Annotated in this window: 16 protein-coding genes; 5 read left to right on the top strand and 11 right to left on the bottom strand. The window is 61.7% G+C overall.

The annotated features are described in order from the left end of the window. Positions 1–49 precede the first annotated feature (49 nt). The gene (gene leuS, locus ACTNB2_RS01030) at positions 50–2,626 is read right to left on the bottom strand and encodes a leucine--tRNA ligase (protein ID WP_441041168.1); all 2,577 of its coding nucleotides are present in this window, start codon (positions 2,624–2,626) and stop codon (positions 50–52) included. Between the two features lie 259 nt (positions 2,627–2,885). Then, a complete protein-coding gene (locus ACTNB2_RS01025) occupies positions 2,886–4,397 on the bottom strand; it encodes an IMP dehydrogenase (RefSeq protein ID WP_154515410.1) in 1,512 nt (503 codons plus the stop codon). Positions 4,398–4,590: 193 nt separating this feature from the next. On the opposite strand from ACTNB2_RS01025, the gene ACTNB2_RS01020 reads away from it, so the two are divergent. Further along, positions 4,591–4,935: a winged helix-turn-helix domain-containing protein gene (locus ACTNB2_RS01020; RefSeq protein WP_427719637.1), complete on the top strand. Its 345-nt coding sequence runs from the start codon at positions 4,591–4,593 to the stop codon at positions 4,933–4,935. Between the two features lie 101 nt (positions 4,936–5,036). On the opposite strand, the gene ACTNB2_RS01015 is transcribed toward ACTNB2_RS01020, so the two are convergent. From ACTNB2_RS01015 to ACTNB2_RS01000, 4 genes are all read right to left on the bottom strand, one after another. Continuing rightward, positions 5,037–6,029 (bottom strand): PLP-dependent transferase, encoded by a 993-nt coding sequence (locus ACTNB2_RS01015; RefSeq protein WP_441041172.1) that lies wholly within the window; start codon positions 6,027–6,029, stop codon positions 5,037–5,039. A gap of 95 nt (positions 6,030–6,124) precedes the next feature. Further along, a complete protein-coding gene (locus ACTNB2_RS01010; RefSeq protein WP_441041174.1) occupies positions 6,125–6,283 on the bottom strand; it encodes a GH32 C-terminal domain-containing protein in 159 nt (52 codons plus the stop codon). Positions 6,284–6,341: 58 nt separating this feature from the next. Next, positions 6,342–8,105, bottom strand: coding sequence for a threonine--tRNA ligase (gene thrS, locus ACTNB2_RS01005; RefSeq protein ID WP_441041176.1), 1,764 nt, complete (start codon positions 8,103–8,105; stop codon positions 6,342–6,344). 259 nt (positions 8,106–8,364) lie between these two features. Then, positions 8,365–8,796: a double zinc ribbon domain-containing protein gene (locus ACTNB2_RS01000; RefSeq protein ID WP_441041178.1), complete on the bottom strand. Its 432-nt coding sequence runs from the start codon at positions 8,794–8,796 to the stop codon at positions 8,365–8,367. 797 nt (positions 8,797–9,593) lie between these two features. Between ACTNB2_RS01000 and ACTNB2_RS00995 the strand changes: the two genes are divergently transcribed. The 4 genes from ACTNB2_RS00995 to ACTNB2_RS00980 all read left to right on the top strand — a co-directional run bounded on the left by ACTNB2_RS00995 (position 9,594) and on the right by ACTNB2_RS00980 (position 14,445). Further along, positions 9,594–11,066: an NAD(P)/FAD-dependent oxidoreductase gene (locus tag ACTNB2_RS00995; RefSeq protein WP_441044779.1), complete on the top strand. Its 1,473-nt coding sequence runs from the start codon at positions 9,594–9,596 to the stop codon at positions 11,064–11,066. Between the two features lies 1 nt (position 11,067). Beyond that, a complete protein-coding gene (locus ACTNB2_RS00990; protein ID WP_441041181.1) occupies positions 11,068–12,489 on the top strand; it encodes an NAD(P)/FAD-dependent oxidoreductase in 1,422 nt (473 codons plus the stop codon). Positions 12,490–12,491: 2 nt separating this feature from the next. Next, positions 12,492–12,890, top strand: coding sequence for a DUF1667 domain-containing protein (locus tag ACTNB2_RS00985; protein WP_441041182.1), 399 nt, complete (start codon positions 12,492–12,494; stop codon positions 12,888–12,890). A gap of 466 nt (positions 12,891–13,356) precedes the next feature. After that, positions 13,357–14,445 carry a M24 family metallopeptidase gene (locus tag ACTNB2_RS00980; protein WP_427796221.1) on the top strand — a complete coding sequence of 363 codons (1,089 nt, stop codon included), beginning with the start codon at positions 13,357–13,359 and terminating at the stop codon, positions 14,443–14,445. A 239-nt stretch (positions 14,446–14,684) separates the two neighbouring features. Here ACTNB2_RS00980 and ACTNB2_RS00975 read toward each other — a convergent pair whose 3' ends face one another. The 5 genes from ACTNB2_RS00975 to tig all read right to left on the bottom strand — a co-directional run bounded on the left by ACTNB2_RS00975 (position 14,685) and on the right by tig (position 22,814). After that, the gene (locus ACTNB2_RS00975; RefSeq protein WP_441041184.1) at positions 14,685–16,028 is read right to left on the bottom strand and encodes a bifunctional folylpolyglutamate synthase/dihydrofolate synthase; all 1,344 of its coding nucleotides are present in this window, start codon (positions 16,026–16,028) and stop codon (positions 14,685–14,687) included. A gap of 277 nt (positions 16,029–16,305) precedes the next feature. Then, the gene (locus tag ACTNB2_RS00970) at positions 16,306–19,002 is read right to left on the bottom strand and encodes a valine--tRNA ligase (RefSeq protein ID WP_441041185.1); all 2,697 of its coding nucleotides are present in this window, start codon (positions 19,000–19,002) and stop codon (positions 16,306–16,308) included. Positions 19,003–19,311: 309 nt separating this feature from the next. Then, positions 19,312–20,727 carry an ATP-dependent Clp protease ATP-binding subunit ClpX gene (gene clpX, locus ACTNB2_RS00965; RefSeq protein ID WP_427794736.1) on the bottom strand — a complete coding sequence of 472 codons (1,416 nt, stop codon included), beginning with the start codon at positions 20,725–20,727 and terminating at the stop codon, positions 19,312–19,314. 1 nt (position 20,728) lies between these two features. Then, positions 20,729–21,349 carry an ATP-dependent Clp protease proteolytic subunit gene (locus ACTNB2_RS00960; RefSeq protein ID WP_022095182.1) on the bottom strand — a complete coding sequence of 207 codons (621 nt, stop codon included), beginning with the start codon at positions 21,347–21,349 and terminating at the stop codon, positions 20,729–20,731. A gap of 163 nt (positions 21,350–21,512) precedes the next feature. Next, entirely contained in the window at positions 21,513–22,814 is a 1,302-nt protein-coding gene (gene tig / locus ACTNB2_RS00955) for a trigger factor (RefSeq protein ID WP_370450562.1), read from the bottom strand. Positions 22,815–22,886 lie beyond the last annotated feature (72 nt).

The raw sequence follows: 22,886 nt of genomic DNA, 5'->3' as shown, positions 1-22,886 counted from the left end.
CCAGCCGGATCGCCCCTCGTCTATTGTGCATCAACTATATGCGCGAGGTTTACTTAACCACCAGGTTGACCAGCTTGCCGGGCACGCAGATGGCCTTGACGACCGTCTTGCCCTCGAGCCACTTGGCAACAGCGGCCTCGGCGGCAGCCTGCATCTCCTCGTTGGAGGCATCGCGGGCCACATCGATGCGGCCGCGGACCTTACCGAGCACCTGGACCACGATCTGCACCGTGTCCTCGATGGACTCGGCCAGGTCAAACTCGGGCCAGGCGGCGGTGTAGGCGTTGCCCTCGCAGCCGAGTGCCTCGTGCCACAGCTCGTCGGCCCAGAACGGGCAGATGGGGGCAAGGACGCTCACGATGTCCTTGGCCACGCCGTAGCACAGTGCCTTGTCGCGCGATGCGCCCTCGGTGGCGTTGAGGTAGGCGCTCGCCGCGTTGACGAGCTCCATGACGGCCGAGATCGCGGTGTTAAACTGGCCGCGATCGAAGTCCTCGGTGCACTTGGCGATGGTGCGGTGACGCTCGCGATAGAGCTTCATCGCGGTCTCGTCGAGCACGGACTTGTCGAAGGCAACGTTGGCGTCACCCGACTGGACAAGCTGCCACACGATACGCCAGGCGCGCTTGATAAAGCGGTTGGCGCCCTCGACGGCCTTGGGATCCCAGTCAAAGTCCTTCTCGGGCGGGGCGATAAACAGGATCGCCAGACGCATGGTGTCGGCGCCGTAGGGCTCGATAACCGAGCTCGGAGGCACGACGTTGCCCTTGGACTTGGACATGGTGTCGCCGTTCTCGTCCTTGACCATGCCCTGGCACAGCAGGTTGGTAAAGGGCTCGTCCACGCTGAGCAGAGCCAGGTCGCGCAGCGCCTTGGTAAAGAAGCGGCTGTAGAGCAGGTGCAAAATGGCGTGCTCGATGCCGCCGATGTAGTTATCGACGGGCATCCAACGGTCTGCCGCCTCGCGGGAGAAGGGCAGCTCGGTGTTGTGCGGGTCGGTATAGCGCAGGTAATACCAGCTGGAGCAGGTGAAGGTGTCCATGGTATCGGTCTCGCGCTTGGCCGGGCGGCCGCAGACCGGGCAGGTAGTCTCGTAGAAGTCCTTGCACTCGGCGAGGGTCTCGCCGGCGCCCAGGTCCAGGTTCTCGGGCAGCGTCACCGGCAGCTGGTCCTCGGGCACGGGCACAATACCACAGTGCTCGCAATGGATGGCCGGGATGGGGTTGCCCCAATAGCGCTGACGGCTGATGAGCCAGTCGCGCAGGCGGAACTCGACCTTGCGACGACCGCAGCCCATGGCCTCGAGGTCGGCCACGATGGCAGCCTCGCCCTCGGAGTGCTTACCGCCGCGCATGCCGGTGTACTTGCCGGACTGGACGAGCGTGCCCTCGGCAGCGTGGGCGCAATCCCAGTCGACGGTCTCGGCATGGAAGGTATCGATGGTCTCGCCACTGGCCTCGACGGCAGCGCGGTCGTCATCGTCCAGGATGATCGGGACGATCGGGAGGTCGTACTTGCGGGCAAACTCAAAGTCGCGCTGGTCGCCGCAGGGAACGGCCATGACGGCGCCGGTGCCGTAATCGGCAACGACATAGTCGGCAACCCACACGGGAACCTTCTCGCCGTTGACGGGGTTAACCACGTAGCGCCCCGTAAAGGCACCGTGCTTCTCGAGGGTGCCCTGGGCACGCTCGACGGCAGAGATATGCTTGGAGTCCTCGACGATCTTGGTCACGGCCTCCTCGTACTCCGTGCCCTCGACGAGCTCGTGCAGACGAGCGTACTCGGGAGCCAGGACAAAGAAGGAGACGCCGAAGAGCGTGTCGGCACGCGTGGTGAAGACGGTGATCTTGCCCTCGTCGCCCTCGATGGGATCGCCGTTGGCATCACACAGGGTAAAGTCGACCTCGGCGCCCTCGGAGCGGCCGATCCAGTTGGCCTGCATCTGCTTAACGCGCTCGGGCCAGCCGGGGAGCTTCTCCAGATCGTCGAGCAGCTCCTGGGAGTACTCGGTAATCTTGTAGTACCACTGCTCAAGGTCGCGCTTCTCGGGCTCGGTGCCGCAGCGCCAGCACTTGCCCTCGGTAACCTGCTCGTTGGCCAGAACGGTCTTGCAGTTGGGGCACCAGTTGACCGGGTTCTTCTTGCGGTAGACCAGGCCCTTTTCCCACATCTTCTCAAAGATCCACTGACCCCAGCGGTAGTAGTCGGGGCTGCAGGTCTTGACCATGCGATCCAGATCGTAGGAGAAGCCCATGCGCTTCATCGTGGCGAGCGCCTGGTCCATGTTCTTATACGTCCAGGCGGCAGCCTGCGTGTTGTGCTTGATGGCGGCGTTCTCGGCGGGCAGGCCAAAGGCGTCAAAGCCAATGGGATGCAGCACGTCAAAGCCGCGCATGCGGGCCTGACGGGCCATGGCATCGCCGATGGTATAGTTGCGCGCGTGGCCCATGTGCAGGTCGCCCGAAGGATACGGGAACATCTCGAGCACGTACTTCTTGGGCTTGCTGGCGTCGGTGTCGACGGCAAAGAGGTTGGAGTCCTCCCAGGCCTTCATCCACTTGGACTCAATGGCCTGCGCGTCGTAGGCAGGGATCTCGTCCTTATGATCTGTGCAATCGCACATATCAGCTCCTTTAATCTTAGCTGGGGTCGGTCGGCTTGGCTTTATTCGCTACTGCGGACAGTCCTCCGCAAGACGAAGAGCACATTAAGTGCTCTTCTTTGCGTGCGGAACTTGTAGCGAACAAAGCCAAGCCGACCGACCCTAAGGTTAACTTGACTGATGATAGCAAATACGACAAGCGAGATGCCTACGACTTGCAGGCATCTCGCTTTATCTTAATAACGTGGTTGGAACTCAACCTTTATGTGCGGCTCTTATCCTATCGATAAGACACAGACTGCTGCGAATCCTTGACGACTACGTCGTGGGCGCCGCCTTCGACGATCGAGGTCGAGCTCACCAGGGTCAGGCGTGCCTTTTTCTGGAGCTCGGGAATCGAGAGGGCACCGCAGTTGCACATCGTGGACTTGATCTTGTAGAGCGTGCCGCCCACGCCGTCCTTAAGGGAGCCGGCGTAGGGAACGTAGGAGTCGACGCCCTCGACAAAGCTGAGCTTTGCGGCGCCACCCAGGTCGTAGCGCTGCCAGTTGCGGGCACGCGCAGAACCCTCGCCCCAGTACTCCTTCATGTACTGACCGTTGACGTTGACGCGCTCGGTCGGGCTCTCGTCAAAGCGGGCAAAGTAGCGGCCCAGCATCATAAAGTCGGCACCCATGGCAAGAGCGAGCGTCATGTGGTAGTCGTAGACGATACCGCCGTCGGAGCACACGGGCACGTAGACGCCGGTCTCCTCGTAGTACTCGTCGCGAGCGCGGCAGACGTCGATCAGCGCGGTGGCCTGGCCACGGCCGATACCCTTGGTCTCGCGGGTGATGCAGATGGAACCGCCGCCGATACCCACCTTGATAAAGTCGGCACCGCAGTCGGCCAAAAAGCGGAAGCCCTCGGCGTCAACGACGTTACCGGCACCGACCTTGACATCCTCGCCGTAGTTGGCGCGAATCCACTCGATGGTGCGCTTCTGCCACTCGCTGAAGCCCTCGGAAGAGTCGATGCACAGGACATCGGCGCCGGCCTCGATGAGCAGCGGCACGCGCTCGGCATAGTCGCGGGTGTTGATGCCGGCACCGACCATGTAGCGCTTGTCGCCGTCGAGCAGCTCGTTGGGATTGGTCTTGTGGCTGTCGTAGTCCTTGCGGAAGACGATGCCCATGAGGTGATCGTTGTCGTCGACGATGGGCAGGGCGTTGAGCTTGTTGTCCCAGATGACGTCGTTGGCAACCTTGAGGCTGATGTTCTTGTCGCCCACGATGAGCTGCTCACGCGGGGTCATGAACTCGGAGACCTTCTTTTGGTGGTCATCGCGGCTGGGGCGATAGTCACGGCTGGTAACGATACCCAGGAGTTTGCCCTTGGGAGTGCCGTCGTCGGTGACCGGCATGGTGGAGTGACCGGTCTTCTCCTTGAGCTCGATGACCTGCTCCATGGTCATGTCGGGGGTCAGCGTGGAATCGGACTGAACGAAGCCGGCCTTGTGATCCTTGACGGCCTTGACCATGGCGGCCTCGGACTCGGGGGTCTGGGAACCGTAAATGAAGGACAGGCCACCCTCGGTAGCGAGCGCGACACCCATGTCGACGCCCGAGACGGACTGCATGATGGCGGAAACCATGGGGATGTTCAGGGTGATTGCCGGCTTCTCGCCGCGCTTAAAGCGGGTTAGCGGCGTCTTAAGAGAGACGTTGTTGGGGATGCACTGCGAGGACGAATAACCAGGGACCAGCAGATACTCCGAAAACGTGTGGGACTCACCGGGAAAGAACGTAGCCATGTTTCTCCTTTTTCCATGCGACCGGTCGGCTGCAGGCCTCGTAGGACCCAGCCCAACCTTGGGCGCCCAATACTGGGCAAGTATCTTAACGCACTTTGACTGCTACAATGCATGACTTAAGAAGAGCACACGAGGGTTTAACGCAGGCTTTGCGTTTGCCCAGCAAACACTTTAGCGGAGAGACGTGGAGCGCATGGAGTACAAGACGACGGCAAAACTGGTCATTCAGTCGTGCGACAAAGATCTGCCGGGCGTGTTCGGCCACGGCTGCGTCTTGCTGCTGCAGGGTATCGCCCGCGAACACTCGATCAACCGCGCCGCCAAGAGCATGGGCATGGCCTATTCCAAGGCATGGCGCATTGTGAACGAGGCCGAGGGGCAGCTGGGGTGCAAGCTCATCGAGCGCGACGGCGCCCGCGGGAGCTCGCTCACCCCCGCCGGCGAGCGAGCCATAGCGGCCTACGAGGAGCTGCAGGCAGAGATCAACGAAGTCATAGCCGCAAGGGCCAACGACCTGATCGACACCATCAAAGAGTAGCTAATTTGGGACGGGGCTTTTTTAGCTACCCATCTAGAGCATTCTTAACTCATAGCCAAAAATTGACATTGGGTAGCTAAAAAAGCCCCGTCCCAAATTAGCTACTTGCGGAGGGCGTTATCGAGGGCGGCGGCTACCGTCAGGGGGTCGTCGGTGCCGGCGAAGAGGCGGATGGTGTCCCCCTGCTTGCCACGTGGGGCCGAAAGGCGCGTCGTTGCGCCGCCGGCAGGCGATGTGCGAAACTCCCCCGGCAAAGCGTCGAACAACTCTCCCGCGCTACGCTCGATAAGGTCAAACTCAACTGCCGGGCCAAAGCCATGCTCGAGGATCCCCGTTGCAACCGCGTGGTCAGGATGCGAGCTCAGCCCGGGATAGCGCACGTTGCGCACCATCTCGTTCGCGGCCAGATACTCGGCCAGCGCACGGGCTCGATCGAAGTGAGCCTGCATGCGAGCGTTAAGCGAGGAAAGCCCGCGCTCCAGCACGTCGGCCTCCTCAGCAGAAAGATCGAGCGCCGACGCACCGCAGCCCGCAAACAATGCATGCGCGCACTCAGCCGCGGCATCCACACGATGGCGCTTGAGCTGCGATCGCGCCACCGAAGCGGCAACGAGCTTACGCGGGGCCTTACCGGCACACACGCGGTCGAGTGTCTCGAGCGACAGCACGGCGCCCAAGCGCAGCGGATTGCAGCCAAAAGCCGACGCCACCGTGTTATCCACCACGAGCAGCGCATGGACCTCGCGAGCCGCCCGACCCAGAGCGCGCAAATCGGGCACACGAAGGCCATGCCCGCCGATGGAGTTGACGAACCACCACAGGTGCGGCCCCTCGGCATCAGGCGAAGCATCAAAGCCCTCAGACGCGGCAGCAAACGCCGCAACCGACGGCTCCCCCACCATAGCCATGTCGCAGCCATCAAAGCCGCGCACAAAAGCTTTGGCAAAGTCATCCGCAAAGGCCACCAGGCGGTCACCGGGGCGCACAGTCCCCAACAGCGCAAGCGCTGCCGGCGCATGCGAGGCTGCAACCAGTCGCGCCTCACGTGCGTTGGCCCTTGCAGCCCAAGCCTCTTCTAGCTGTTGCACGTCCACGTGGCACCGTCCCCTCAAAACAAAAGCCCACGATGCGGATGTTTCCCGCATCGTGGGCAACGGCTGCAGTATAGCGCCAATATGCGACGAGTCGCCTAGATGTTGAGCGCGTGGTAGGTCACGTTCGCGCCAGCGGCGTCAACGGACACGCCATAGGTCGCAGGGTAGATGCGCGTGGAGAACACGAGCGCACCTTCGTTGACAAACACCTCGGCCGAAGAAGCATCGCCGACAATGCGTACCTTTTTGCACAACAATAAAGGCGACCGCCCGCGAGGACGATCGCCTTTATTGCTTCTTGTATTGTTTGTGCTAGGCGCGAGTCTTAATCTCCTCGGTCACCTTGGCAACAAACTCATCGACGCTCATCTGAACGGTCTCGTTGGAGCGATCGCGGACGGAGATGTTGCCGGCCTCGACCTCCTTCTCGCCCAGGATGAGCATATAGGGCACGCGGTCGATGCTGCGGGCCTCGCGAATCTTGTAGCCGATCTTCTCGTCGCGATCGTCGCAGACGACGCGAATGCCGGCCTCTTCCAGCTTGGCGCACACCTCGTGGGCATAGTCGCGGCTCTTCTCGGAGACCGGAAGCGCCTTGACCTGCACGGGAGCCAGCCAGGTGGGGAACTTGCCCGCAAAGTGCTCGATCAGAATGCCAATAAAGCGCTCGATGGAGCCAAAGCACACGCGATGCAGCATGATGGGGCGCTTCTTGGTGCCGTCGGCATCCACGTACTCCAGATCAAAGTTGAGCGGCATCTGGAAGTCGAGCTGCACGGTACCGCACTGCCAGGTACGGCCGAGCGAGTCCTCCAGGTGGAAGTCGATCTTGGGGCCGTAGAAGGCGCCGTCGCCCTCGTTGACCTCGTATTCCATGCCCAGCTTCTCCAGAGCGGTGCGCAGACCCTCCTCGGCTCGTGCCCAGTCCTCGTCAGAACCCATGGAGTCCTCGGGGCGGGTGGAAAGCTCAACGTGATACTTAAAGCCAAACTTCTGGTACACAGAGTCGATAAGGTTGACCACGCCCACGATCTCGTCGGTCAGCTGGTCGGGACGCACAAACAGGTGGGCGTCGTCCTGGTTAAAGCAGCGCACGCGGAACAGGCCGTGCAGGGCTCCACGCAGCTCGTGGCGGTGCACCAGGCCAATCTCGCCGGCGCGGATGGGCAGCTCGCGGTAGGAGTGCGGCTTGGAGGCGTACACCAGCACGCCGCCCGGGCAGTTCATGGGCTTAATGCAGTACTCTTCGTCGTCGATGACGGTGGAGTACATGTTGTCCTTGTAGTGGTCCCAATGGCCCGAGGTCTTCCACAGCTGCTTGTTCATGATGAGCGGCGTGGAGATCTCCACGTAGCCGGCCTTGTGGTGGATCTCGCGCCAGTAGTCCAGCAGCGTGTTCTTAAGGATCATGCCGTTGGGCAGGAAGAACGGGAAGCCAGGGGCCTCGTCGCGCATCATAAAGAGGTCCATCTCGCGGCCGATCTTGCGGTGGTCGCGTTTCTTGGCCTCCTCCAGCATGTGCATGTGCTCGTCGAGCTCTTCCTTGGTGGCAAAGGCGACGCCGTTGATGCGGGTGAGCATCTTGTTGTCCTTGTCGCCCTTCCAGTAGGCGCCCGAGACACCGGTGAGCTTAAAGGCCTTGAGGGCCTTGGTGTAGCAGATGTGAGGACCAACGCACATGTCGATGTAGTCGCCCTGCTGGTAGAAGGTGATGCGGGCGTCGTCGTCCAGATCGCCGATGTGCTCGACCTTGTACTTCTCGCCGCGCTCCTCCATAAGGGCGATGGCCTCGGCGCGGGACTTCTCGTACACGGTGAACTTGAGGTTCTCCTTGACGATCTTTTTCATCTCGGCCTCGATCGCGGGGAAGTCGTCTTCGCTGATCTTGACGCCCTCGGGCAGGTCGACGTCGTAGTAAAAGCCGTTGTCGGTCGCGGGGCCGTAGGCAAAATCGGCCTGGGGGTACAGGCGCTTGATGGCCTGCGCCATGATATGCGCGGCGGAGTGGCGGATGACGTGCGTGACCTCGTCCTGCGGGAGCTCGGCCACCGAACCGTCATTGTAGAGTGCCTTCATGGGTATGTTTTCTCCTCTCGGATGCCTGGTGCAAGTGCTGCTTGGCGCCGTGCGGTGTGCATTGCGCTTGCCGGCGCGTGCGTTTTGACTTGCATCATTATAGGCAGGTTACCTAGGTATACAAGCGCCCGCCGCACCTGAATGGCACGGCGGGCGAATTTCTACGCATGCTTCATCGCGTGGGGCGCGTGCGGAGCGCGCGGCGTTCGCGTGGCGCGCGGCGTGCCCGTGGCTTGCGGCCGGCCCGGCGATGGATGCGCTACTGGATGCGAGTTCGGCAGTAGGGGCAGACCTTCCAGTGCGCGTCGAGCGGGCGATGGCAGCTGGGGCACACGTTGCGAACCTGGGTGTCGCACACCGGGCAGACCACAAAGTCCTTCTCGATGGGCGCACCGCACTGCGGGCAGGTGCCGTACTGGGCAAGCTGGCGCTCGCGCAGGGCCATGTCCAGCTCCTGCTCCTCGCGGTCGGCCGCATAGGAGTGCGGACGCAGGACCAGGTAGGCAATAAGGCCTACAAACGGGACGAGGGCAATGATGCTCCATGCCACGTAAGCGCTAGCGCCGCGGCGGCGGGCGTCAATAAACACATAGACGACCGACAGCACGTACAGGGCGATGATAAAGCCAACAAAGGCATAGATGACGCCCATAAGCTGCGGCGACATGAGCTCGGAGATGTACTTGGACATTACGGGTACCTTTCGGGGTAGTTACAACTCGAGTTAGTGTAACACGGGGGTTAACGATTTGGCAGGTCGCAGGCATGGGCGGATAGAAACATCTCAATCTGTAACAGGTGAGAGCGGAATCCAGGTCCAGATGTTACATAATTAGACAAACCGTTCTCTCCCAGACTTAAATCTCAATCTGTAACATCTTGACTCCAAAATCAGTCCCTACTGTTACAGATCAAGATGAACGGTGAGCCCCCCGTTAAATATCTCAATCTGTAACAACTAGGGGCCAGAAACCCTTCTATCTGTTACAGATCAAGACAAAGGAAAATGTCCAATCCCAATATCTCAATCTGTAACAACAACTCGGCAAAAACAGGTCTAACTGTTACAGATTTAGACATTCGAAACCGACTGATGGGTTCATCTAAATCTGTAACATCTAGACCCCAAAACGGTCCCGAGATGTTACAGATCGAGACAGATGACCTCTCCCTGACTTTAAATCTCAATCTGTAACACATAGGACCGATTTTCTACTCTTACTGTTACAAATCAAGACAAACAGAGGGCCCGCCTGGCAAACGTCTCGATCTGTAACATCTGGAACCCAACTCTTCTGCTTACCGTTACAGAACGAGACAAACCTTTGACAACAGGGGTGCCAGACGAGGTCACCGATTGACCTGAGTCTCCCCTCGCCTGCCGTTGGCGGATGCAGCGGTGCTATTCGCCGCATTGCCGCAGCGCGGGGGATGCGCACACCGTAGGATAGCCTTATTGACAGCCTGTCAACTCGTCTTGGAGGCACTGTGACAGAAACGTTTGATATCGCGATTGTGGGCGCGGGCATCACCGGATGCGCCATCGCGCGGCAGCTCGCACGCTATGACCTGTCCATCTGCGTGGTCGATGCGGCCAACGACATTGCCCTGGGCGCGTCGAAGGCCAACGGCGGCCTGGTGCACGCCGGCTACGATCCGGCGGCGGGCGCGGTTAAGGCCCAGGTCAACGCCCGCGGCTGCGAGCTATATGGCACGTGGGCCCAGGAGCTGGGCTTTTTGTTTTGCCGCACCGGGTCCATGGTGCTGGGATTTAGCGACCAAGACCGCGCGCAGCTGGAGCAGCTGCAAAGCAACGGGCTGGCAAACGGCGTACCCGAGTTGGCGATCATCGGGGCCGAGCGCATCCACGAGTTGGAGCCGCGCGCCAGCGCCCAGGCCACGTGCGCGCTGTGGTGTCCCTCGACCGGCTATGTCGATCCGTTTGAGGTCGCCATCGCCGCGATGGAGAACGCGGTCGCCAACGGCGTGACGTTTGTGCGCTCCGCACCGGTGGAGACGATCGAGGTAGCTCCCGGCGCTGGCGACATGAGCGGTGACGGGGCCGCTCGTTTTACGCTGGTAACACCGGCCGGTGATGTGCGCTGCCGCTATTTGATTAACGCGGCGGGCAACGGCGCCGCAGACATCTCGCATATGGCGGGCGCCGAGGAGTTCCAGATGGTCTGGCGCCAGGGCAACATTGTGGTGCTGGACAAGGAGCCGCGCGCACTCATGCCGCTCTACCCCGTTCCCACGCCGGTTTCCAAGGGCGTCATCGTTACGGGCACCGTCCACGGCAACACGGTGATCACCGCGACGGCCGCTGTGCGCGAGGCGGGCGACACGCAGACCTATGCGAGCGATGTAAACGCGCTGTTGGGCGGCGCGCGCAAACTGGTGCCCGATCTGGACACGCGCCGCGTGGTGCGAGCGTTTGCCGGCGGGCGTCCGGTCATTAAGGGAACGAACGACTTTTTTATTGGACAGTCCGCCGTGGTGCCGGGGCTGTTCCAGGCGGCGGGCATTCAGTCGCCGGGCGTAGCGAGCGCTCCGGCCATTGCCGAGCGCATGGAGCAGGTGCTGCGCGAGGCGGGCGTTGCTTTGCGCGAGCGGGCCGATTGGGATCCGATTCGTCGCGCGCCGGACGACTTCGACCGTGCGCCGCTTGCGCGCAAGGAAGAGCTGATCGAGTCCGACCCCGCGTGGGGGCAGATCGTCTGCCGCTGCGAGACGGTGCCCGAGGCCGAGATCGTGGCCGCGATCCGACGCCGCCCGGGTGCGGTTTCGGTCGAAGGCGTCAAACGCCGTTGCCGCGCCGGCATGGGTCGGTGCCAGAGCGGCTTTTGCCAGAGCCGCGTGGTGCGGATTCTGGCCCGCGAGCTGGGCTGCGACCCCAGCGAGGTACCGTTGGAAGACGATGGCTCCTGGCTGGTAGAGGGACCGTTGAAGGGGGTGCGCTAGGATGGCGACGAGTATCGATATGGGTGCGGTATCGGGCGTCGAGTGCACTTGCGCAGATGCCGACAGGGTATCAATTGCTGCCGGCGCCGTGCAGACACAGGCGTTCGACGTAGTCGTTATCGGCGGCGGACCTGCCGGCATGGCGGCCTCACTTGCCGCACACAAGGCCGGAGCGCGCGTGGCCATCGTGGAGCGCGAACAGCACCTGGGCGGCATCCTGCGCCAGTGCATCCACCCGGGCTTTGGCCTCTCACACTTTAAGCAGGAACTGACCGGTCCCGAGTACGCACAGCGCTTTATCGACCAGGTGCGCGAAACCGATATCGCACTGTTCCTGGACAGCATGGTGATTGGGATCGACTCAAGCGAGGACAAAGTCGCAGGCGCGGGCGCAAGTGGCGCGGCGAGCGAAGCCTCGGCACACACCGTCACGCTCATGAGCCCCGCCGGCATGCTGCAGCTCACCGGGCGCGCCGTCGTCCTTGCCATGGGGTGTCGCGAGCGCACGCGCAGCGAGATCAAGATTCCCGGCAGCCGCCCCGCCGGCGTGTTTACCGCCGGCCTGGCGCAGCGATACATCAACATCGACAACCTCAAGCCCGGCTCGCGCGCCGTCATTTTAGGCTCGGGCGACATTGGGCTCATCATGGCGCGTCGCTGCACGCTCGAGGGGATTTCGGTCGAGGGCGTGTACGAGCTTATGCCATACGCCAACGGCCTGCGCCGCAATGTGAAGAACTGCCTGGACGATTTTGGCATTCCGCTGCACCTGTCCACCACCGTCACACGCGTGATTGGGCACGACCGCGTGGAGGCCGTCGAGGTGAGCCAGGTCGACGAAAATCTGGCGCCCATTCCGGGGACCGAGCGCATCGTTCCGTGCGACACACTGCTGCTTTCGGTGGGTTTGATTCCCGAGAACGAGCTTTCGGTAGGCGCGGGTGTTGAGCTTGACCCGCGCACGCGCGGCGCCGTGGTGGACCAGAGCCTGCAGACGGGCGTGCCGGGCATCTTTGCCTGCGGCAACGTGCTGCACGTGCACGACCTGGCCGATAACGTGACGACCGAGTCCGAGCGTGCCGGCGCAGCCGCGGCGGCGTACGCGCTGGGGACCGGCGCGGATGTCGAGACGGGCGCTGGCTGCCAGCTCACGGTCTCCCCTGCCGGCATCGCCGGCTACGCGCTGCCGGGACGCATTACGGCCGTGGCACTCACCAGGCTCAACTTCCGCGTGCGCCGGCCGGTCGATGCCGCCCGCGTGCGCATTCTGGCGGACGACGAGGAACTGCTTACGGGCAAGGTCCGCGCGTTTAAACCGAGCGTTATGGAAAGCTTCCCGCTGCCGGCAAAGGTGATACAGCGAGCGCTCGACCTGGGTGCCAGCGAGATTATCCTTTCCGTCGAGCCCGTCGAGGAGGCATAGCCATGAGCACAAATGCAATCGAGACGCTACAGTTCAACTGCACCACCTGCCCATCCGAGTGCCTCCTTACGGTGGAAGTGGAGCGCAGGGCCGACGACCGCGTGGCGACGGTGCACGCCGTGACCGGCAACAGCTGCCCGCGCGGCGATCAGTTCGCACATCAGGAGCTCACCTGCCCCATGCGCGTCCTCACTACCACCGTGGCGGTATCAGGCGGCGACGAGGCGCTGCTGCCCGTCCGCACGGCCGAGGCCATCCCGCTCGAACTCCATGCCCAGACCATGGACCTCATCCGCGGCCTAGTGGTCAAAGCCCCCATCCGCATGGGCGATGTAGTCCTCCCCAACCTCCTAGACACCGGTACCGACCTCATCGCCAGCATGGACATCGACCCGGCCTAAGCAGCTCGTTTGGGACGGTGCTCTTTTAGCTACCCCGCATCCACCCCGCCCCTCCTCAATTGCGGTGAAATAATTCCCGATTTCCGCCAAAACCCCGGCATCACGGAACTATTACACCGCAACTTGCCTTGGGATCGGTAATTAGCTTGTGCCTACTTTAGTGCCATTTCAAAACTATGCCGGATTACGGGGCTGATTCGGAGACCCCCATCCATACCGGCAATTTTCGATTTTTGATAAGCCTTCTACCTGCGGTTTTAATTTCGCTATTTTTCCCATGGTCAAGTAATACAGGTCCAGCCCCGTAATCCGCCATAGTTTTGAAACCAGCCCATTTGGGACGGGACCATATTGACTACTTTTACCTATCAGCTCGCATGTTTGACGCAGCTAAAATAGCCCCGTCCCAAATTGACTACCCTGGCATTGGGGATACCATGGTGGCAACCTAACGAAAGGACGATGTATGGCACATGTCGATGACCAGCGCGTGGCACGCGTGCTCGATGCGCTCGAGGCTCAGCACCCCGGCGCGCAGCTGCTCGTAAACGACCCGTGGTCGATTTATTACCTGACCGGCTTTTATGCCGATATGTTCGAGCGTTTTTGCGGCGTACTGCTCGCACGCGGTAGCGAGCCCGTGATCTTGGTCAACGCGCTGCATCAGTTGCCCGAGTATGACAATGCCCGCGTCGCGTACCACACCGATACCGACGTCGTGGCCGACGCCATCGCTCGCGAGGTTGATCCGACCAAACCGCTCGGCATCGACACCGTCATGCGCTCCGGCTTCTTGATGCCCCTCATGGAGCGCCATGCCGCGAGCGAATTCTTCCTCGGCGATTTTGCCGTGACCGCCGCGCGAACCTACAAAGACGCCGGCGAGCAGGAGCTTATGCGCGTGTCCTCGGCCGCTAACGACGCCGTGATGGCCGACGCGATCGAGCTCGTCCACGAAGGCGTGACAGAGCGCGAGATCGCCGACCAGATGCTTGGCCTGTATCGCAAGCACGATTGCGAGGGCTTTAGCTTTCCGCCCATCGTGAGCTTTGGCGCCAACGCCGGCGACCCGCACCACGAGCCAGACGATACGGTACTCAAGCGTGGCGACGTGGTGCTGTTCGATATTGGCGGACGTCGCCGCAACTATTGCTCGGACATGACGCGCACGTTCTTTTGGGGCGAGCCGGACGAGGAGACGGCACGCATCTACGACATCGTGCGCCGCGCCAACGAGGCCGCCGAGGCGCTCATCGCCCCGGGCGTGCGCATGTGCGACCTGGACCGTGCCGCGCGCGACGTGATTGAGGACGCGGGTTATGGCAAGTACTTTACGCACCGTCTGGGACACTCGATCGGCCTGCAAGACCACGAGCCGGGTGACGTCTCGCTCGTCAACGAGCAGGTCGTGGAGCCGGGCATGACGTTTTCCATCGAGCCGGGCATCTACCTCCCCGGCCGCACCGGCGTCCGCATCGAGGACCTTGCCCTGGTCACCGAGAGCGGCGTCGAGATCCTCAACGCCTACCCCCACGACCCAGTCCGCCTAGACTAGGCAATGCGGCAAAGGGACAGCCCCTTTGCCGCATCACATGAATGCCGCCACGAAATGGGCCTATCTACTACGTTTAGCCCGCATGGGGCGACCATGCGGGTATTTTTTGAAAATTTACAAGCCTTCTACCTGCGGCTTTGATTTTGCGATTCTCGGCATGGTTGAGGGTAGCCGGTCAAACGTAGTAGATAGGCCCATTTCGTGGCGAGCAGGCAAACTAGCTACCCTGCGGAAGGGATCTAGCGGAGCAGACCGGCAACTTCGCCGGCCAGGGTGATGGTGCCTGCTGCTACGAAGGGCTCGCCTGCGGCCTCAAAGGCTGCGAGGGCCTCGGACACGCTGGGGTACACGCCTGCGAGCTTATCGGAGTCCACCAGGGCAGCAAGCTCCTCCGCCGGCAGGGCGCGATCGGAATCGGTCTGTGTGACGACCACGCGCGGGAAGGCCGGGATCAGCACGTCGACAATACCCGCCACGTCCTTGTCTGCCAGCGCGGCGCACAGCAACGTGGGGCGATTCTCTACGCACGGATCGATCTCGTCCAAGGCGCTCACAAAGTTCTCGCAGCTCTGGGGGTTATGGCAGGCGTCGATCAGCTTGAGCGGGTCGGTTCCCAACACATCAAAACGGCCCGGCGTGGGGCAGCCCATAAGCGAAGCATCAAGCGCCTCGTGGTCGAGCTCGCGACCCAGATACCCCTCGCAGAGCATAATCGCGCACGCGGCATTCTGCGGCTGATACGCCGGCTTAACCATGCTCGACGTATAAATCGCACGCGGCGTGGTACAGCTAAACTCAACCGTATCGCCCACATGCGCCGGCACCTTGGTCGTGGCGTGGCTCACCACCAGCGGCACCACACCACACTCGCGACAACGGTTGTCCATAACGCGCTGAACGCTCGGCTCATGCGTGCCCTCGCCCAGCACAACCAGGCGTCCGGGCTTAATGACGGCGGCCTTCTCCCCCGCAATGGCCTCGAGCGTATCGCCCAGAATGCGCGTGTGGTCGAGTCCGATGCCCGTGATGGCAACGGCAACGGGATCGGTCGCGCTCGTGGCGTCCCAGCGACCGCCCATGCCGACCTCGAGCACGGCGACATCCACGCGAGCCTCGGCAAACACCACAAGCGCGGCGGCCGTCAGCAGGTCAAACGGCGTGATGGTATAGGCACGCTCCCCCGCCACCACGCGGCGCGCATTCACTCGATGCCCCGCCTCAACAGCAGCAGAAACGCCACGGGCAAACGTCTCATCGCTCACGACGCGCCCATCGACCTCCATGCGCTCGGGATAGCGAACAAGCTGCGGCGACGTATAAAGCGCAGCCTTGAGCCCCTCGCCGCGAAGGATAGCAGCCGAAAAACGCGTGGTCGAAGTCTTGCCATTGGTACCGGCAACCTGAATGCAATCAAAGTACTCGTCCGGCCGCCCCAGCTCATCGAGCATATCGACAACTGTCTCGAGCAGAGGACCAGCATCCCCAGAAATCCGCCCCGTATCGGCAGCAAGCCCCACAGCCTCACTAAACGAAAGCAAATCAAACGAGAAAGGAACGACATACGACCCAGAACGCTTAGCCATAACCCAAAGTCCCCTCAACATAAAAAGAGGCCCGAATCAACAACGAGCCCTTCCCATTCAAAATATCAGCCAAACACCGCTTTGCAGCAGAATCAAGGCCACAGCCAAGTGGCCTAACCCACCAGTTGCAAACAACCACGTAAACGACCTGGGAGCGGTTTGGGGCTTTGCTCGATACAAGTTCCGCACGAGCCGAAGGCCACTTAATGTGGCCTTCGTGCGAGCAGGACTGTCCGCAGTAGCGAGCAATGCCCCAAACCGCGTCCCCCAGTAACGCCTACGAGAAGTCAGCAACCTGAGCAGTCAGCGCCTCCAGGATCTCCTTGAGCTCAGCTGCACGGTCCCTCTTCTTCTGGACCACCGCGGGCGCGGCCTTGGCCACAAAGCCCTCGTTGGCGAGCGTCTTCTCGCAGCCGGCGAGCTCCTTCTGGGCCGCGGCAATCTCCTTCTCCAGACGTGCCTTCTCGGCCGAAAGGTCAACCTTTCCCTCGAGTACCACAAAGGCCTCGACGCCGCTGTCGACCACGGCGATGCTCGCAGCCGGCTTCTCAACATCGGTACCCATGACCAGCGAGGCGGTATTGGCCAGCGGCTCGATGGTCGAGCGCAGGCTCTCGAGCTTCTCGATGTCCTCGGCACCGGCACGCACGACCACGTCGAGCTCGGCCTTGGGGCTCAGGCGATAACGCGAACGCGTGGCGCGGGCGGCAGAAACGACGGTGCGACACAGCTCAAACGCGCGCTCGGCGTCCTCGTCGACATACTTGACATAGTCGGCGGGCTCGGGCCACTTGGCGATCATGAGCGCCTCGGCGCGGTCCACGTCGCCCTCGGCGTCCAGGTCGAGCACGCTCGCCGGCATGTTGTCCCAGATCTCCTCGGTGACAAACGGCATGAGCGGGTGCATCAGGCGAATAGAGGTATCGAGCACAAAGATCAGGTTTCGCTGCGCCTGCAGACGGCCCTCGCCCTTCAGGCGCGCCTTGGTGACTTCGACGTACCAGTCGCAGACCTCGTTCCAGAAGAACTGCTGAACGCCGCGGGCCATGTCGCCAAAGGTGTAGTTCTCGATGCCCTCGGTGACCATCTTGACGGCCTTGGCCAGACGGCTGAACATCCAGGCGTCGGCCGGCGTCTCTACGACGGGCTCGCCGGGCGTGTAGCCCTCCATGTTCATAAGCAGGAAGCGGCTGGCGTTCCAAATCTTGGTCACAAACGACTTGGCCTGCTCGGTACGCGGGCTGTCGATAAGCTTCTTGGTCTTCTTATCGATGTTCGCGTCAAATTTGACGTCCTGGTTGTTGGTGCAGAGCGTCAGCAGGTTGTAACGCATGGCGTCGGCACCGTACATGCCAATGAGGTCCATGGGGTCAACGCCGTTGCCCTTGGACTTGGACATGCGGCTGCCGTCCTTGGCAAGAATCGTCGGGTAGATGACGACATCCTTAAACGGCACCTCGTCCAGGAAGTACAGCGAACTCATGACCATGCGGGCGACCCACAGCGCGATGATATCGCGCGCGGTGACGAGTGCCGTCGTGGGGTGATGCCCCTCGAGCAGCTCCGGCTTTTGCGGCCAGCCCTGCGTGGCGAAAGTCCACAGCTGCGAGCTGAACCAGGTGTCCAGCACGTTCTCGTCCTGATGCACGTGATGACCGCCGCACTTAGGGCACACGTCGGTGTCCTCGGTAAGGGCATCCTCCCAGCCGCAGTCCTCGCAGTAGAACACGGGAATACGGTGGCCCCACCACAGCTGGCGGCTGATGCACCAGTCCTTGAGGTTCTCCATCCAGGTGGTATAGGTCTGCGTCCAACGCGCGGGGTGGAAGGTCACCTTGCCGGAGTTGACGGCATCGAGCGCCGGCCCCTTGAGCTTGTCGACGGCCACAAACCACTGCTCGGACAGCCACGGCTCCAGTGCGGCATCGCAACGGTAGCAGTGCATGACGGAGTGATCGTGATCCTCGACGTGATCGAGCAGGTCGTGCTCCTCAAACCACTTGATGACGGCCTCGCGGCACTCCTCGCGGGTCATGCCGGTAAACTCGCCGTAGCCCTCGACGACCACCGCATGCTCGTCAAAGATGTTGATCTGCGGCAGGTCGTGGGCCTGACCCATGGCGTAATCGTTGGGGTCGTGGGCCGGGGTGACCTTGACAAAGCCGGAGCCAAAGTTGGCGTCGACATGCCAATCCTCAAAGATGGGGATCTCACGGTCGACGATGGGGAGCTTGACGGTCTTACCCACAAAGGCGGCCTTCTCGGGGTCCTTCGGGGAGACGGCCACGCCCGTGTCGCCGAGCATGGTCTCGGGACGCGTAGTGGCGACGACGATGTAGTCCTGGCCGTTGACCGGCTCGGTCAGCGGGTAGCGCAGGTGCCACAGGTGACCCTTCTCGTCCTTGTACTCGGCCTCGTCGTCCGAGATGGCGGTGGTGCAGTTGGGGCACCAGTTGACGATGCGCTTGCCGCGGTAGATCAGGCCGTCGTGGTACCAGTCGCAGAACACCTTGCGCACGGCCTGGGCGTAGTCCTCGTCCATGGTAAAGCGCTCGTTATCAAAGTCGACGGAGCAGCCCATACGCTTGATCTGCTCGACGATGATGCCGCCGTACTCGTGGGTCCAATCCCAGCAGGCGTCGACAAACTTATCGCGGCCGATCTCCAGGCGGCTGATGCCCTCGCTCTTGAGCTTCTTGTCGACCTTGGTCTGCGTGGCGATGCCGGCGTGGTCGGTACCGAGCACCCAGCGGGTGGACCTGCCGCGCATGCGGGCCATGCGGATGATGGCATCCTGGATGGAGTCGTCGGTGGCATGACCCATGTGGAGCTTGCCGGTCACGTTGGGAGGCGGAATGGTGACAGTGCAGTCGCCCACGCCCTCACGGCGCTTGTAGTAGCCGCCGTCGAGCCACTTCTGCAGGATCGCCGGCTCGTTGGTCGACGGATCGTAGTTTTTGGGCATCTCTTCCATATATCTCTCCCGTCCCACCGGGGAGGAATGTAGGCCCGCCAGGGTCTGCATTCCTCCCCTTAGGTATCGATTACTTCAGTCTGATACGACTTTGCTGAGGCTTAAACAAACACACAGAATAACACAGGTAGTTGGGGTTATTGCGTATATATAAAATAGCCTCCGACCGCGGGTGGTCGGAGGCTATTCAAATTCGCATTTGCGAAACCTACCATTTAGGGACAGGTTTATTTTGGTCGGTTTTATATGGGCAAACATCATTCTCCCTGATAAAACCTGCCAAAATAAACCTGTCCCTTTTTGGCAGGTTTACCCGTAGATGCGCTGGGGCTGTTCCGTGCCCTTTACGGAGGCTTCGGTCACGATGACCTTGGCGACTCCTTCCTCGCTCGGCAGGTCGAACATCGTCTGCTGCAGCACGTCCTCGCAGATGGAGCGCAGGCCGCGGGCGCCGGTCTTGCGGGCAAGCGCCATGCGGGCAATCTCGTGCAGGGCGGCGTCCTCAAACTCAAGTTCAACGTCCTCGAGCTGGAACATCTTGCGGTACTGACGCACAACGGCGTTCTTTGGCTCGGTCAGGATCGACACCAGGTCGTCCTCGTCGAGCGCCTGTGTCTGGGTGACGACGGGCGTACGTCCCACAAACTCGGGGATCATACCAAAGGCGTTGAGGTCCTGCGGGAGCACCTGACGCAGCAGGTCGTTCTCGTCGACCGAGGTGGGGCCGGCGATCTCGGAGTTAAAGCCCACGCCCTTGTTGCCCACGCGATCGGCGATAATCTTGTCCAGACCCACAAAGGCACCGCCGCAGATAAACAAGATATTGGTCGTGTCGATCTGCAGCAGCTCCTGCTGGGGGTGCTTGCGGCCGCCGGTGGGCGGAACGCTTGCCACCGTACCCTCAAGGATTTTAAGCAGCGCCTGCTGAACGCCCTCGCCCGAAACGTCGCGGGTGATGGAGAGGTTCTCGGCCTTGCGGGCGATCTTGTCGATCTCGTCCACGTAGATGATGCCGACCTGCGCACGCTCGATATCGCCATCGGCAGCATTGATGAGCTTGAGCAGGATGTTCTCCACGTCCTCGCCCACGTAACCGGCCTCGGTGAGTGCGGTGGCGTCGGCGATGGCAAACGGCACCTCGAGGATGCGCGCGAGCGTCTGGGCGAGCAAGGTCTTACCGGTACCGGTGGGACCGAGCAGCAAGATGTTAGACTTGGCGAGCTCCACCTCGTCCATATCGTCGTCGAGCCGCGAACCCGCACCCGAGGCCTCGTCAAAGGCCGAAAGCGCGGCGCCGCCCTCGATCACGCGACGGTAGTGGTTGTACACGGCAACCGACATGGCGCGCTTGGCGTCTTCCTGACCCATGACATAGGCCGAAAGCTCGTCATAGATCTCGTGCGGGGTCGGCACGTGCGTGATGACCTGACGTACGTCGTCCTCGAGTTCAAAGCCCTCGGGCTCGGGATCCATGGCAGGCTGCCCGGCAGCCTGACCGTGGTCGTTGAGGAAGCCCGGCAGCTTGCCGTTGCAGGCGGCATCCATAAAGTCCGAAGCCAGCGACTCCTCCAAGATCTCGGAGCAGGCGGCAACGCACTCGTCGCAGATAAAGATGTTGGTGGGGCCCTTTACAAGGCGGCGCACCTGACCCTGCTCTTTTCCGCAGAAGGAGCAGCGGATGGGGTTGCCGTTCTCGTCAAAGTTGTCCTGCATGTTACCGGCCATCCTAGGCGTCCTTCGCGGCAAGATCGCGCGAGGTGACGATACGGTCGATCAGGCCGTAGTCAAGCGCCTCGGCAGCGGTCAGGTAGTTGTCGCGCTCGGTATCGGCCTGGACCTTCTCGATCGGCTGGCCCGAGGCGTCGGACAAGATCTGGTTGAGCTCGCGACGGGTCTTCTTGATCTCCTCGGCCACGATCTCGATCTCGGTCTGCTGACCCTGGGCACCGCCACTGGGCTGGTGAATCATGACCTTGGAGTGCGGCAGGCAGAAGCGCTTGCCCTTGGCGCCGGCCGAAAGCAGCACGGCGGCCATAGACGCGGCCATACCGACGCAAATGGTGGAGACCTGCGGCTTGATAAAGTTCATAGTGTCCAGAATCGCCAGGCCGGAGTAGACCTCGCCACCGGGCGAATTGATGTAGAGCGAGATATCCTTCTCGGCATCCTGGCTCTCAAGATGCAGCAGCTGGGCAACGACCAGGTTGGCGCTGACGGAGTTGATCTCCTCGCCCAAGAAGATGATGCGGTCGTTGAGCAGGCGCGAATAGATATCGTAGCTGCGCTCGCCGCGCGGCGTCTGCTCGATAACGTATGGCACGAGGGCGGAATCGAACTTAGCGATCATACGCATCTCCATTTCTCTCTTGCGGACCAAATTGGTTCTAGATAAACGAACGGTGCCCGCATGCTATGCATTGGCTGGCACCGTACGAAGCAACCGAATAACCGGTTTATAACTTTACCCCATCACGGGCGCCTGCATGCGCTCGCGGGAAAGGTGGCGAGAATTACTCGGCGTCCTTGGCGGTCTCGTCGACCTCGGTCACCTTGGCGTTCTCGACCAGGTGGTCGACGGCCTTGGAGCGACGGATGGACTCGCGGACGGCAGGCATGCGTCCATCGGCGATGAACTCGGCCTTGGAAGCCTCGACGTCCTTGACGCCGGCCTTCTCGAACTCGGCGTTGACGTCGTCCTCGGTGACCTCGATCTTGAGCTCACGGGCGAGGGCGTCGAGCGCCAGGGACTCGCGGGCAACGTCGTTGGCCTGCTTGTGCAGGTCGCCGATGAACTGCTCCATGGTCAGGCCGGAAGCGGGCAGCCAGGTGTCCAGCGTCATGCCGCGGGCAGCGAGGTTGGACAGGAAGTTCTGGCCAAGCTCCTCAAAGACAGACTGCTCGTAGTCGGCGTCCATCTCCTCGAGCTGCAGACGCTCGGCGAGAGCGGCGACGCAACGGTTCTCCTTCTCGGCCGGAAGGCGGGAAGCCTTGTCCTGCTCGATCTCGAGCTTGATGGCGTCGCGCATAGCGTCGATGCTGTCGAAGCCAAAGTCGGACTTGACAAGCTCGTCGGTGAGCTCGGGGGTGTTGCGGACCTTGATGCCCTTGACGGTGACCTCGACGGTGTGGGTCTCGGCCTCCTCGCCATCCTCGACCTCGTCGGTCCAGGTGACGGTCTTGACGTCGTCGACGTTAGCACCGATCAGAGCCTCGTTGAACTCCTTGGGGTTGCTGTCGCTACCGGCAATGAGCATGCGGCCCTCGGCAGCGAAGTTGTCGGCGTTCTCGACGGCCTTGAGGTCGACGGTAACGTAGTCCTCGGCCTCGACGGCACGATCCTCGACGTCCTCGAAGGTGGCACGGTAGTTGAGGAGCATCTCGACCTGGTTGTTGATCTCGGACTCGGTGACCTCCGCGGGAGGCATCTCGATCTCGACGGCGTCGTAGGAGGAGAGCTCGGCGGCAGGACGCAGAGAGAACTCGACGGTGTAGGTGTAGTCCTCGTGATCCTTGGCGAGGTCGAGCTCCTTGTAGTCACCGTTCTTGGTGGGGACGATGTCCAGCTCGTTGAGGACGGCGGGCTCGTTGGCGGCGATCAGATCGTTGGTGGCCTGAGCGAGGGTGGCTTCGGCGCCAAGAGCAGCGTCGATGACCGGACGGGGAGCCTTGCCGGCACGGAAGCCCGGGAAGCGGTACTTCTTGGCGGTGTCCTTGTAGGCCTTCTTGATCGCGGCGTCGACGTCGGCGGCCGGAATGGTGACCGTAGCGGTGAGCTTGGCGTCCTTGACGTCAGAAGCGGTGATGTTCAACACGTTCCTCCTCATACTGCCCAGCTTATCTGAGGTGCTGGTACCTTTATGCAACAAAGTGTCGCGACGGCCGAG

It is taken from the genome of Collinsella sp. HCP28S3_G2 (assembly GCF_052065125.1).
Taxonomy (GTDB): Bacteria; Actinomycetota; Coriobacteriia; order Coriobacteriales; family Coriobacteriaceae; genus Collinsella.
This window is presented reverse-complemented; position numbering and strand designations above follow the sequence as displayed.